This window comes from Mesorhizobium sp. BR1-1-2, assembly GCF_020165435.1.
Taxonomy (GTDB): Bacteria; Pseudomonadota; Alphaproteobacteria; order Rhizobiales; family Rhizobiaceae; genus Mesorhizobium.
Genome location: NZ_JAIUID010000009.1, coordinates 1 through 12,790, shown reverse-complemented (window position 1 = coordinate 12,790; position 12,790 = coordinate 1). Strand labels below are relative to the sequence as shown.

General features: G+C 64.7%; 11 protein-coding genes. 3 read left to right on the top strand and 8 right to left on the bottom strand.

What is annotated here, in order from left to right:
* The first annotated feature begins 65 nt into the window (after positions 1–65).
* Genes LB551_RS20265 through LB551_RS20255 form a run of 3 tightly spaced genes read left to right on the top strand, consistent with a single transcriptional unit; the run spans position 66 to position 5,376 of the window.
* Entirely contained in the window at positions 66–1,205 is a 1,140-nt protein-coding gene (locus LB551_RS20265) for an efflux RND transporter periplasmic adaptor subunit (RefSeq protein ID WP_224624936.1), read from the top strand.
* On the top strand, positions 1,202–2,281 hold the full coding sequence (locus LB551_RS20260; protein WP_224660255.1) for an efflux RND transporter periplasmic adaptor subunit: 1,080 nt from the start codon (positions 1,202–1,204) through the stop codon (positions 2,279–2,281). Before LB551_RS20265 ends, LB551_RS20260 begins: the two co-directional genes overlap by 4 nt.
* Entirely contained in the window at positions 2,278–5,376 is a 3,099-nt protein-coding gene (locus LB551_RS20255) for an efflux RND transporter permease subunit (protein ID WP_224660254.1), read from the top strand. The genes LB551_RS20260 and LB551_RS20255 overlap by 4 nt, the downstream gene beginning before the upstream one ends.
* A gap of 12 nt (positions 5,377–5,388) precedes the next feature.
* On the opposite strand, the gene LB551_RS20250 is transcribed toward LB551_RS20255, so the two are convergent.
* From LB551_RS20250 to LB551_RS30135, 8 genes are all read right to left on the bottom strand, one after another.
* On the bottom strand, positions 5,389–5,733 hold the full coding sequence (locus LB551_RS20250) for a hypothetical protein (RefSeq protein WP_224660253.1): 345 nt from the start codon (positions 5,731–5,733) through the stop codon (positions 5,389–5,391).
* A gap of 44 nt (positions 5,734–5,777) precedes the next feature.
* Positions 5,778–6,527, bottom strand: a complete 750-nt coding sequence (locus LB551_RS20245) for an ABC transporter ATP-binding protein (protein WP_224660252.1) — start codon at positions 6,525–6,527, stop codon at positions 5,778–5,780.
* On the bottom strand, positions 6,524–7,369 hold the full coding sequence (locus LB551_RS20240) for an ABC transporter ATP-binding protein (RefSeq protein ID WP_224660251.1): 846 nt from the start codon (positions 7,367–7,369) through the stop codon (positions 6,524–6,526). Before LB551_RS20240 ends, LB551_RS20245 begins: the two co-directional genes overlap by 4 nt.
* Positions 7,366–8,286, bottom strand: a complete 921-nt coding sequence (gene nikC / locus LB551_RS20235; protein ID WP_140550114.1) for a nickel transporter permease — start codon at positions 8,284–8,286, stop codon at positions 7,366–7,368. The genes LB551_RS20240 and nikC overlap by 4 nt, the downstream gene beginning before the upstream one ends.
* Positions 8,283–9,350 carry an ABC transporter permease gene (locus LB551_RS20230; protein ID WP_140550115.1) on the bottom strand — a complete coding sequence of 356 codons (1,068 nt, stop codon included), beginning with the start codon at positions 9,348–9,350 and terminating at the stop codon, positions 8,283–8,285. Before LB551_RS20230 ends, nikC begins: the two co-directional genes overlap by 4 nt.
* Positions 9,351–9,359: 9 nt before the next feature.
* Positions 9,360–11,003 carry an ABC transporter substrate-binding protein gene (locus LB551_RS20225; protein WP_140496855.1) on the bottom strand — a complete coding sequence of 548 codons (1,644 nt, stop codon included), beginning with the start codon at positions 11,001–11,003 and terminating at the stop codon, positions 9,360–9,362.
* 252 nt (positions 11,004–11,255) lie between these two features.
* Positions 11,256–12,533, bottom strand: coding sequence for a lytic murein transglycosylase (locus LB551_RS20220; RefSeq protein WP_224660250.1), 1,278 nt, complete (start codon positions 12,531–12,533; stop codon positions 11,256–11,258).
* Between the two features lie 194 nt (positions 12,534–12,727).
* Positions 12,728–12,790 (bottom strand): hypothetical protein (locus LB551_RS30135; RefSeq protein ID WP_411970956.1); only part of this gene is annotated, 63 nt, incomplete at its 5' end.

The window sequence follows — 12,790 nt, the reverse complement described above, 5'->3', positions numbered from 1 at the left end:
TCGACTATCGTGCCGGGATCCGCGAGGCATCGCGATCGGCGAGCTGCCCGCGACCGAGGGAGCCCATGAGCAGGAACGCGACATCGTCCGTCTCGCCGCCATCGGCCAAACCTTCCAATTTTTTGACCTTTCCCATCGGCGCAGCGCTTTTCACCTGCATCGCCGCCCTGCTTTTGGCCGGCTGCCAAAAACAGGAAGCGGCCGAGAAAAAACTGCCGATCATGGTGCGCACCGAGACCGTGGCGATGGCCGACTATGCGCCGAGAACCTCGCTGACTGGGGTGATCGCGGCGCGCACGCTGAACAATTTGTCGTTCCGGGTCGGCGGCCGCGTCGCCGAACGGCTTGCCGATGTCGGCCAGCATGTCGACAAAGGCGCGGTGCTTGCCCGCATCGACCCGCAGGAACAGGAATCCGATCTGCGCTCGGCGCAGGCCGATCTCGACGCGGCGCAAGCGCAGTTGACCCAGTCCGCCGCCGCCTTCGGGCGGCAAAAGACGCTGCTTGCTCAGGGTTACACCACCAGGCGCGACTATGACGCCGCCGACCAGGCATTGAAGGTGGCGCAAGGCAGCCTCGACGCAGCGCAGAGCGCGTTCGCCAATGCCAAGCAGAACCTGTCCTTCACCGAACTCAAGGCAAGCGCCGCGGGCGTCATTACCGCCCGCCAGGTCGAAACCGGCCAGGTGGTGCAGGCTGCGCAGACCGTCTTCACCGTCGCCGAGGACGGCGACCGAGACGCGGTGTTCAACGTCCAGGAGACGCTGGTCGCCAGGACGCCGACGTCGCCGGCGGTGACGATCACGCTCCTGTCCGATCCGCAGATCAGGGCAACGGGCAAGGTGCGCGAAATCTCGCCGGCGGTCGATCCGGCGTCGGGCTCGATCCGGGTCAAGGTCGGCATTGCCGATACGCCCGCCGGCATGCCGCTGGGCGCCGCCGTTATCGGCTCGGTCGGCGCAAAACCGGCGAAGGCGATCCTGCTGCCCTGGCAGGCACTAATGTCCAGCGCCGGCAAGCCGGCGGTCTGGATCGTCGATCCCTCGACCGGGACGGTGACGATGGCGCCGGTCGAGGTGCTGGCTTTCAATTCCGGCACCGTCGTCATCGGCGGGGGACTGGAGGAGGGCCAAAGCGTCGTCACCGCGGGCGGACAGTTGCTCAGTGCGGGCCAGACAATCGAGGTATCGGGAGCGGGCCAATGAGCCGGCTGCAGCGCCTCCTGCTTGGCGTGATCGCGCTTGGCGCGCTCGCCGCCTGCTCGAAATCGGAGGAGAAGCCGCCGGAGATCATCCGGCCGGTGCTGTCGGTGGTGGTCGAGCCGCGCACGACGCAGGTCTTCGGCTTCGCCGGATCGGTCGAGCCGCAGGTCAGCGCCGATCTCGCCTTTCGCCTGCTCGGCCGGGTCGTGTCCCGCGACGTCAATGTCGGCGACATCGTCAGCAAGGGCACGACGATCGCGGCACTGGATCCGACCGCCTTGGAGCTGTCCGTCCAGGCGGCCAAGGCCGAGCTCTCCAATGCCGAGGCACAGTTTGCCAACGCCGCCGCCAGCGAGGAGCGCCAGCGCCAATTGCTTGCCACCGCCAACACCACACAAGCCGTCTTCGATGCCGCGCAGCAGGCGAGGAAGGCGGCCGAGGCCAGTGTCGAGCGGGCCAAGGCCTCGCTGGCCAAATCGCAGGAGCAGCTCGGCTATGCCAGGCTGTTCTCCGATTTCGACGGCGTCGTCACCGCTGTCGGCGCCGAGGTCGGCCAGACGGTTTCCCCCGGCCAGACGGTCGTCACCGTGGCGCGCTCGGACCCGCGCGAAGCGGTGGTCGATATTCCAGACCAGTTGACCGGCGATCTCGCGGCCGGCACGCCGTTCCAGGTCATCCTGCAATCGTTGCCGACGATCCGGACCGAGGCCAAGCTTCGCGAGATCGCGCCGCAGGCCGAGGGTTCGACGCGCACGCGGCGCGTGCGGCTGACGCTCACCGATCCGCCGCAGGCCTTCCGGCTCGGCTCGACCGTGACGGCAACGCGCATGACCACGGTGGAGCCGACGATCGAACTGCCGCTCTCGGCGCTGCTCCAGAGGAACGGCTCCGACAGGGTGTGGATCGTCGATGCGCAGACATCGAGCGTGAGCACGCGCGAGATCAAGGTTGCCTCCAGAAACGGCGGAACCTTCACGGTGGCTCAGGGACTGGAAGCGGGAATGCGCGTCGTCACCGCCGGCGTCCACAGCCTGACCGAAGGCCAGAAGGTCAAACTGCCCACGGGAGGGGCCTCGTGAAGGGCTTCAACCTCTCCGACTGGGCGCTCAACCACCGCTCGATGGTCTGGTATTTCATGCTGGTCTTCGTTGCGGCCGGCATCTTCTCCTACCTCAACCTCGGCCGCGAGGAAGACCCCGCCTTCACCATCAAGACCATGATCATCCAGGCCAATTGGCCCGGTGCTTCGGTCAAGGAGACGGTGCAGCAGGTGACCGACCGCATCGAGAAGAAGCTCGAGGAACTCGACAGCCTCGACTACACGAAATCCATCACCACAGCCGGCCAGACCGTCATCTTCGTCAACCTGAAGGACACCACCAAGGCGCGCGATGTCGTGCCGAACTGGATTCAGGTGCGCAACATGGTCAACGATATCAAGGCGCAGTTCCCGCAAGGCGTCCAGGGACCGTTCTTCAACGACCGCTTCGGCGACGTCTACGGCAACATCTATGCCTTCACCTCGGACGGACTGACGCCGCGCCAGCTGCGCGACTATGTCGAGGATGTCAGGACAAAAATCCTGACCGTGCCGAATGCCGGCAAGGTGGATCTGGTCGGTGCCCAGGACGAGGCGATCTACCTTGAATTCTCGACCCGGCAGATCGCGGCGCTCGGCCTCAACCAGCAGGCGATCGTGGCCAGCCTGCAGGCGCAGAACGCGATCACGCCGTCCGGCGTTATCCAGTCCGGCCCGGAACGCATCAGCGTGCGCGTCGGCGGCCAGTTCACCTCCGAAGACAGCCTGCGCGCCATCAACCTTCGCGTCAACGACCGCTTCTTCCGGCTGAGCGACGTGGCGACGATCACGCGCGGCTATGTCGATCCGCCAACGGCACTGTTCCGCTTCAACGGCCAGGACGCGATCGGGCTCGCCATCGGCATGAAGCCCAACGCCAACCTGCTCAAATTCGGCGAGGCGCTGCATGAGGCGATGAACAAGGTGCTGGCCGACCTGCCGGTAGGCGTCGGCGTGCATCTGGTCGCCGACCAGCCGGTCATCGTCGAGGAGGCGGTCTCGGGCTTCACGCGCGCCCTGTTCGAGGCGGTGGCCATCGTGCTGGCCGTGTCCTTCATCAGTCTCGGCATGCGCGCCGGCTTCGTCGTCGCGCTGTCGATCCCGCTGGTGCTGGCCATCACCTTCACGGTCATGGCCTATCTCGGCATTTCGTTGCAGCGCATCTCGCTCGGAGCGCTGATCATCGCGCTCGGGCTTCTGGTCGACGACGCCATGATCGCGGTCGAGATGATGGTGGCGCGGCTGGAGGTCGGCGACAATCTGCGCAAGGCGGCGACCTATGTCTACACATCGACCGCATTCCCGATGCTGACCGGCACGCTGGTGACGGTCGCCGGCTTCATCCCGATCGGGCTCAACAACAGCGCCGCAGGCGAATACACCTTCACCCTGTTCGTGGTCATCGCCGTGTCGCTGCTGGTGTCGTGGATCGTGGCGGTGCTGTTCGCGCCGCTGCTCGGCGTCACCATCCTGCCGGCGACGATGAAGACGAAGCACCACGACCAGCCCGGCCGTTTCACCTCGTTGTTCCGGCGTGTCCTTGTCGGCTCGGTGCGCCATCACTGGCTGACCATCATCGCCACGGTGCTGTTGTTTGCCGCCTCGATCGCCGGCTTCGGCCTGGTCCAGCAGCAGTTCTTCCCGCCCTCGGACCGGCCGGAGCTGATCGTCGACTGGAACCTGCCGCAGAATTCCTCGATCGCCGACACGCGCGAGCAGATGGAGCGGTTCGAGCAGCGGGCGCTGGTCGGCAATCCCGACATCGACCATTTCTCGTCCTATATCGGCCAGGGCGCGGTGCGGTTCGTGCTCGCCTATGACGTGCAACCGGCCAATCCCTATTTCGGCCAGACGGTCATCGTCACCAAGAGCATCGAGGCGCGCAACCGGGTGAAGCCGGCGCTGGAAAAGCTGCTGCGCGAGGAATTCGTCGGCACCGACGCCTTCGTGAAGCTGCTCGAACTCGGACCACCTGTCGGCCGCCCCGTGCAGTACCGCGTCGGCGGGCCCGACATCCAGACGGTGCGCTCGCTGGCGCAGCAATTCGCCGGCGTGATTTCAGCCAATCCCAAACTCGCCGCGCCGACCTTCGACTGGAACGAGCCGCAGCGCGTGCTCAGGGTCGACGTGCTGCAGGACAAGGCGCGGCAGCTCGGCATCACCTCCTCCGACATCGCCAGCGCGCTCAACAGCACCGTCGGCGGCGCCACCATCACGCAAGTGCGTGACGCCACCTACCTGATCAACGTCGTGGCGCGCTCGCGCGAGGCCGAACGCGGCTCGATCGAGACTTTGCGGAACATGCAACTGCCGACCAGCACCGGCGAGGCCATCCCGCTCGCGGCGGTGGCCAACTTCCGCTACGAGCTCGAACAGCCGACGGTGTGGCGACGCGACCGCATCCCGACCATCACGGTGCGGGCCGGCCTGGTCGGCGACGTTCTGCCGGCAACGGTGGTCAACGAATTGAAGCCTTCGGTCGATGCCTTCATCGCCAAGCTGCCGCCGGGCTATTCGATCGAGACCGCCGGCTCCGTCGAGGAAAGCGCCAAGAGCCAGGGGCCGATCGCGGCCGTCGTGCCGCTGATGCTGTTTGTGATGGCAACCATCCTGATGGTCCAGCTGCAGAGCTTCCAGCGCCTGTTCCTGGTCGTTGCGGTGGCGCCGCTCGGGCTGATCGGCGTGGTGGCGGCCCTGGTGCCGAGCGGCGCGCCGCTCGGCTTCGTCGCCATTCTCGGCGTCCTGGCGCTGATCGGCATCCTGATCCGCAACTCGGTCATCCTGATCGTGCAGATCGAGGACCTTGTCGCAGAGGGCAAGGACCGCTGGGCCGCCGTCATCGAAGCGACGGAACACCGCATGCGGCCGATTGCGCTGACGGCCGCCGCCGCCAGCCTGGCGCTGATCCCGATCGCGCGCGAAGTGTTCTGGGGACCGATGGCCTACGCGATGATGGGCGGCATCATCGCGGGTACTGCGATCACGCTGCTGTTCCTGCCAGCGCTGTATGTGACGTGGTTCAGGATCAAGGAGCCGAAAGACAGGGGAGAGCCGTCCGTTCTGGAGAGCGGCGAACCGGCGCGAGGTTCGACTTAAGACCCTGCCGCATCACTCGTTATCATTGGAGGGTACAGGGAGCGATTTGGCGCGCTGCCACGGTGACGATTTGGAACTGCGCCAAGCATGCCAACCTTTCGGCAAATCGGCCAGCGCAAGGATGCTTTGATCCAGCCGAACGACCTCTTGCAGGCCGACGAGCATTATCTCGCGTTCGTCCCAATTTCGCGTGTCGCTGCTGTGAAATCGCCAACTGCCGCCTTCATCGTTATCGTTATCGATGTCGTCATCGTCAGCTTCATGCACAACGTATGCGATCCAGTCGTCACGTTTGAATATACTCTTGTCCGATAACACCGCGACATTGGGTGGATCTGCAAACTTCCATTCCTTCATGGAATTCCCCGAAGACGGTTGGTTTGCGCACAGGAAGCATGAATTCAGGCCGTTCTCACAAACCCCTCGGATGCCCTCAGCAGATTGCGCGTATAATCCTTTGTCACACGCCGTTCTACAAGATCGCCAGCCGCCAGATTCTCCACTGCCTCGCCGCCCTGCATCACCATCAGCCGCTCGCACATATGGGTGATGATGGCGAGGTCGTGGCTGACCATCAGGAAGGTCAGCTTGCGCCGCCGGCGGACCTCCTCAAGCAGGTTGAGCACCTCGGCCTGCACGGAGGCATCGAGCGCCGAAGTCGGCTCGTCGAGCAGCAGGATCGAAGGTTCGAGGATCAACGCGCGGGCAATGGCGACGCGCTGGCGCTGGCCGCCGGACAATTGATGCGAGTAGCGGAAGCGGAAGCCGTTGCCGAGGCCGACCTCGTCCAGCGCCCGCTGGATGCGCTTTTCGCCGTCGCCAAAGCCATGGATGGCGAGCGGCTCCTGCAGCAGGCGGTCGATGGTCTGGCGCGGGTGCAGCGAGCCGTACGGATCCTGGAAGACCATCTGCACTTCGCGGTAAAAGGCCTTGTCGCGACGCGCGCCGAGCTTCTTGCCGTTGACCGTGATGCTGCCCGAAGCTACCGGCGCAAGGCCGGCGATCGCCCTGAGCAGCGTCGATTTGCCGGAACCGGATTCGCCGACAAGGCCGAAGGATTCGCCCGGCTGCACGTCCAGGCTGACGCCCTTCAGCGCGCGAAAGCGGTCGAAGATGACTTCCAGCCCGTCGACGGCGATTGCTGACGTCATGCCGCCCACTCCGGCTTGCGGTCGAGCACCGGCAGCGGGTGACGATCGGCGCCGATCTTGGGCATGCAGTTGAGCAGGCCGCGCGTGTAGGGATGCTGGGCGCGGCCGAGTTCGGAGGCCTTGAGCTGCTCCACCACCTTACCGGCATACATGACGATGACGCGGTCGCAGAAGGACGAGACCAGGCGCAGATCGTGCGAGATGAAGATCAGCCCCATGCCGCGCTCGGCTACCAGCCGGTCGAGAATGCCGAGCACGTCGAGTTGCACGGTGACGTCGAGCGCCGAGGTCGGCTCGTCGGCGATCATCATTTCCGGCCCGGCGATCAGCATCATGGCGATCATGGCGCGCTGGCCCATGCCGCCCGAGACCTCGTGCGGATGCAGGTCGAAGACACGCCCGGGGTCGCGGATCTGCACCGCCTCCAGCATGGCCAGCGCCCTCTCCCGCGCCTCGGCCTTGGAGACCTTCTCATGCGTGCGCAGCGTCTCGACGATCTGGCGGCCGATGCTCATCACCGGGTCGAGCGAATATTTCGGATCCTGCAGGATCATGGCGATGCGATTGCCCCGCAGCGCGCGGCGCTCGCGCGTCGAGACGCCGAGCAGGTCGATGCCGTCGAAGGCCAATTTATTGGCTGATATCCGCGCCTGTGGCGGCGTCAGCCCCATGATCGCGCGGCCGGTCTGCGACTTGCCCGAGCCGCTCTCGCCGACAATGCCCAGCCTTTCGCGGCCGAGCGAGAAAGAGACGCCGCGCACGGCCTCGATCAGCCCGGTGCGCGTCGGGAAGGTGACGCGCAGATCCTCGACTTCGAGCAGCGTCTTGCTATTAGCGTTCATTGGTCGCCGCTCCGCGGGTCGAGCGCGTCGCGCAGGCCGTCGCCAAGCAGGTTGAAGCCGAGGCTGACGATGAGGATGGCGAAGCCCGGCGCGCCGGCCACCCACCATTGGTCGAGCACGAAACGGCGGCCCGACGCGATCATCGTGCCCCATTCGGGCAGCGGCGGCTGCGCGCCGAGCCCGAGGAAGCCGAGGCCGGCGGCGGTGAGGATGATGCCGGCCATGTCGAGCGTCACGCGGATGATCAGCGAGGAGATGCAGAGCGGCATGATGTGGCGCAGAACGATGCGGAAGGGCGAGGCGCCCATCAGCTCCACCGCCTTGATGTAATCGGAATTGCGCACGGTCAGCGTTTCGGCACGCGCGATGCGGGCATAGGGCGGCCAGGAGGTGATGGCAATGGCGAGCACCGCGTTCTCGATGCCGGGGCCGAGGGCCGCGACGAAGGCCAGCGCCAGGATCAGCTTGGGAAAAGCGAGGAAGATGTCGGTGATGCGCATCAGTATGGCATCGGTCCAGCCGCCGGCATAGCCGGCGACGGTGCCGACCACGAGGCCGATGGGGGCGGCGATGATGGCGACCAGGATGACGACATAGAGCGTCCAGCGCGAGCCGTAGAGGATGCGCGAGAGTATATCGCGGCCGAGATCGTCGGTGCCGAACCAGTGCTCAGCGCTTGGCGCCAGCAGGCGCGCATTCTTCAGATCGCCGAAGGTCGGCGAATAAGGCGCCAGCACCCCGGCAAGGGCGGCAATGACCAGCAGGGCTATGATGATGAGCAAGCCGAGAAAGGCCAGCCGGTTGGCGGAGAAACGCCGCCACGCGACATAGGCGCGGCCGAGCCTTGCCTGCATGCGCGAGGCCGGCCGCTCGCTGAGCAGCCAGTCGCGGCGGCTCTGGATCGCCTCGGCGCTCATGCGGATTTCGTCCTCGGGTCGAGCACCCGGTAAAGCAGGTCGGAGAGGAGATTGATGGCTATGAACACCGAGCCGATGACGATGGTGCCGCCGAGCACCGCGTTCATGTCGGCATTCTGCAGCGAATTGGTGATGTAGAGGCCGATGCCAGGCCAGGAGAAGACCGTCTCGGTCAACACCGAGCCTTCCAGCAGCCCGGCATAGGAGAGCGCGATCACGGTCACCATCGGCACGGCGGCATTGCGCAATGCATGAGCCCAGATGATGCGAGTTTCCGACAGGCCCTTGGCGCGCGCGGCGACGATGTATTCCTGGGTAAGTTCGTTGAGCATGAAGGAGCGCGTCATGCGGCTGATATAGGCGAGCGAGAAATAGCCGAGCAGCGAGGCCGGCAGGATGATGTGGCGGAAGGCATCCCAGAAGACATCCCACTGACCCTGCATCGCAGAGTCGAGAAGGTAGAAACCAGTGATCGGCGTGAAGGTGTATTCGTAGACGACGTCGAGCCGCGCCGGGAAAGCCACCCATTGCAGCTTGGCGTAGAACAGGACGAGCCCGAGCAGGCCAAGCCAGAAGATCGGCACGGAATAGCCGATCAGGCCGATGACGCGCACGACCTGGTCGATGATGCTGCCGCGCCTGACGGCAGCCAGCACACCCAGCGGCACGCCGAACAATGCGCCGATCAGCGTGCCCAACGTCGCCAGTTCCGTCGTTGCCGGAAGGGCGCGGCGGATGTCGGTCATGACCGGATTGGTGGTCAGCACCGAGGTGCCGAAATCACCATTGAGGGCATTTTTGACATAAATGTAGAACTGCTCGACCAGCGGCAGGTCGAGACCCATCTCGCGGCGCGTGCGTTCCACGACATTGGCCGGCGCCCGGTCGCCGAGCACGGCCAATACCGGGTCGATGGGAATGACGCGGCCGATGAAAAAGGTCACCGCGAGCAGACCGAGATAGGTCGTGATCGCGATCACCAGGAAGCGGCCGATCGATGAGAAAATGGCGACGGCACGGGCGCTGCCGCGCCCTGCCGCCGCCTGATTTTCAGCTACGCTCATCCGCCGGCGCTATTCCTTGGAAACCGGCCCGACGAAATTGGTGTCGAAGCTCGGGCCGAGAGCGAAGCCCTTGAGGTTCTTGCGCAACCCGGCGACTTCCAGCTGCTGGTGGATGATGACGAAGGGACTGGTGTCGAGGATCTTCTGCTGCAGATCCTTGTACATGTCGGCGCGCTTGCCCGAATCCTTCTCCAGCAAAGCCGCTTCGGTTTGCTTGGTCAGGTCCGGAATGTCCCAGGCGTTGCGCCAGGCCAGCGTCTTGGACTTGCCCTCATCCGAATTGTCCGGGTTCGAGGCAAAGGTCTGGGCATTGGAGTTCGGATCGAAATAATCCTGGCCCCACTGACCGATATAGATGTCGTGGTTGCGGGCGCGATACTTGGTCAGCGTCTGCTTGCCGTCGCCGGGAATGATCTCCAGCTTGATGCCGGCCTGGCCAAGCGTCTGCTGGATCGATTCCGCCATGCCGGTCGTCGGCTGGCCGGTGCGCACATCCATGGTCACGCTGAAGCCGTCGGGCAGGCCCGCCTTGGCCAGCAGTTCCTTGGCCTTGGCGACGTCGAGCTTGAACGGATTCTTGTCCAATTCGCCGAGCACGCCCTTGGGCAGGAAAGTCTGGTGGATTTCACCGATGCCCTTGAGGATGGTCGAGCTCAGCGCGTCATAGTCGACCAGATATTTGAAGGCCTGGCGGACTTCGGGCTTGGCGAGGTTCTGGTTCTTCTGGTTGAGGCTGATGTAGTAGACAGTGCCCTTCGGCGCACTGGTGGTGGTGAGGTCGGCGTTCTTGGCAATGGCGTCGAGGTCGTTCGGCTCGAGATTGCGGGCGACGTCGATGTCGCCGGCCTCAAGCGCCAGGCGCTGTGCCGAGCTTTCCTTCATGTTGCGGTAGATGACGCGGGCAAGCTTGGCCTTTTCGCCGTAGTAATTGTCGTTCCGCTCGAGCACGACGGCCTCGTTGGCGCGCCACTCACGTAGCTTGTAGACGCCCGAGCCGGCATAGCCGGTCTTCAGCCAGGCATTGCCGAAATCATTGTCCCATTTGTAGTCGGCGCTCGGCGTGACCGCCGCGACATGTTCCTTGACCAGCTTGGCGTCGACGACCGAGGCGACGGTGGCCGACAGGCAGTTCAACACGAAGCTCGGCGCATAGGCCTTGTCGACGATGAACTGGAAGGTGGTGTCGTCGACCGCCTTGGCCTTTTCGGCGACATTATCGCCGCTGATGCCGAACTGGTCGATGATGAAGGCCGGGCTCTTGTCCAGCTTGACGGCGCGTTCGAACGAATAGGCGACGTCGGCCGCGGTGATCGGGTTGCCCGAGGCGAATTTCAGGCCGGGCTTGAGCTTGAACGTATAGGTCAGGCCATCGTCCGAGACGGTCCAGCTTTCGGCGAGGTCGCCCTTGACCTTGGAGGTGTCGCTGAGGTCGAGCCGGACCAGCAGGTCATAGGTGTTGCCGGTGACCTCGGCGGTCGACAGCTCGAACGCCTCGCCCGGATCCATGGAGATGATGTCGTCGATGGCGAAGCCTTCGACCAGCGTGTCGGCTGGCGTGACCGCGCCAGCCGGCGCTCCCGCCAGAAGCAGCGCCGACATGGCGGCACCCGCAAGCAGAATGCGGGATCGTAGAGCAAGCTTTTCCATCATCATGGTGATTGTTCCCTGTTTTGTTGACCTGAGTTCCCGGCTCAGGGTTGCGGTGTTTTCCAGGCCGACAAGGGCCCCCTTTGACCACTTACCGTCGTGGTTTTTGTCCAGTTGGTCAACAGCATATCCGGCGGCCTCGCGGCGGGCAACGAGCATTTATGCGTCGGCTCACTGGATCATAGTGGCAGGCGGGCGAGCCGGAGCAGGCGAAGGCCAACAGAGGCCGGCAATCGAGAAAAAACCATGACTTGGGAGTTACTTCAGCGCGGCAACCAACCCGGCATCGGGGAAGCAGGTGGCGGACTTGCCGTTCTTTTCCTGCCAGGCGCCGATCGAGCGGCGGGTCTTGAAGCCGGGCAGTCCGTCGGCGCTGCCGACATCGTAGCCCTTGGCCTCCAACGCCCGTTGCAGGGCGGCGATGTCGGAGCGGTGGAGGTCGCCGACCGCACCCCAGCTGCCGGAAAAATTGGCATCGCCATGGGCGATGCGGTCGGCGCCATGGCCGATGAACAGCGCATAGAGATCGCTGGTGTTGTATTGCTTCAACACGTAGAAATTGGGCGTGGCGATGAAGGCCGGGCCGCTGCGGCCGGCCGGCATCAGCAGGAAGCCCTCGGCCTTCAGTTCGCTCGCCGGGAATGCCTTGCCGCCGACACGCCTGATGCCCATTGCGGCCCATTTCGAGATTGTCTTGCCCTGGTCTGGGCCTTCGAGCGAACAGGAGACGCTCTCGGGCACGGTCACTTCGAAGCCCCAGCCACGCCCCCTCACCCAGCCATAATGGACGAGATAGTTGGCGATCGAGGCGAGCACGTCAGGCGTCGAGCTCCAGATGTCGACACGCCCGTCGCCATCGAAATCGACGGCATGCTTGAGGAACGATGTCGGCATGAACTGCGGCTGGCCGAGCGCGCCGGCCCAGGACGATTTCATCGCATTCACCGGGGCCAATCCGCGCTGGACGATCTCGAGCGCCGCCAGCAGCTCGGTGCGGAAGAAGTCCTTCCTCGTCGACATGAACGCCTTGGTACCCAGCACCTCGAAGGCGTCGTAAGGCATCTTCGCCGCGCCGAACCCGGTTTCGCGGCCCCAGATCGCCAAAAGGACCTCGCCCGGCACGCCATAGCGCTTCTCGATCGCGGCGAGCGTCCTGGCGTTGGCCGCCTCGCGCGCCCGCCCGCCCGATGTGACGGCGCGGATGGTCTTCTCGGCGAAATAGGCGCCGGGCGAGCCGAACTCGGCCTGATGCTGCTTCTGCGGGGTCTTCGGCTTCTCGCCGGGCATGACCAGATCGGGCAGCTTGAGATTGGGTTTGACCCCGTCGAAGGCGGCGGCGAAGGTTTTTTGAGAGATGCCTTTGGCCCTGGCCTGCGGCCAGAGGTCGGTTTGCAGCCAGGAGCGGAACTGGTCGTCGATGGGGGCGGCCGAGGCGGGTGTGGCGAAGACAAGGAAGGCGAGAGCAGCCAGGAAGCACGCAAGACAGAGCTGGCGAAGTCCGCGTTCTGTGTTGCCCCCCTCTGTCCTGCCGGACATCTCCCCCTCAAGGGGGGAGATTGGCAGTTTCGCGCTTGGCGTTTTTTCTTGAGCGGTGGCGGTTGGCGAAAGCAGAGACAACAGTCGATCTCCCCCCTTGAGGGGGAGATGTCCGGCAGGACAGAGGGGGGCGTGCCCCACCAGCTTCAAAAGATGCGTGACAATCACGGCGCGCATCTCTCCTGCCAACCCTGTCAAAACGCCGTCCTGGAGCGCAGCGCTGCCGCCAGCGTGCCTTCGTCGAGATAGTCGAGTTC

Excerpts from the sequence above, each read along its gene's own strand:
- LB551_RS20265 (WP_224624936.1), top strand. The coding sequence starts at position 66 with ATGAGCAGGAACGCGACATCGTCCGTCTCGCCGCCATCGGCCAAACCT.
- LB551_RS20260 (WP_224660255.1), top strand. The coding sequence starts at position 1,202 with ATGAGCCGGCTGCAGCGCCTCCTGCTTGGCGTGATCGCGCTTGGCGCG.
- LB551_RS20250 (WP_224660253.1), bottom strand. The coding sequence starts at position 5,733 with ATGAAGGAATGGAAGTTTGCAGATCCACCCAATGTCGCGGTGTTATCG.
- LB551_RS20245 (WP_224660252.1), bottom strand. The coding sequence starts at position 6,527 with ATGACGTCAGCAATCGCCGTCGACGGGCTGGAAGTCATCTTCGACCGC.
- LB551_RS20240 (WP_224660251.1), bottom strand. The coding sequence starts at position 7,369 with ATGAACGCTAATAGCAAGACGCTGCTCGAAGTCGAGGATCTGCGCGTC.
- nikC (WP_140550114.1), bottom strand. The coding sequence starts at position 8,286 with ATGAGCGCCGAGGCGATCCAGAGCCGCCGCGACTGGCTGCTCAGCGAG.
- LB551_RS20230 (WP_140550115.1), bottom strand. The coding sequence starts at position 9,350 with ATGAGCGTAGCTGAAAATCAGGCGGCGGCAGGGCGCGGCAGCGCCCGT.
- LB551_RS20225 (WP_140496855.1), bottom strand. The coding sequence starts at position 11,003 with ATGATGATGGAAAAGCTTGCTCTACGATCCCGCATTCTGCTTGCGGGT.
- LB551_RS20220 (WP_224660250.1), bottom strand. The coding sequence starts at position 12,533 with ATGTCCGGCAGGACAGAGGGGGGCAACACAGAACGCGGACTTCGCCAG.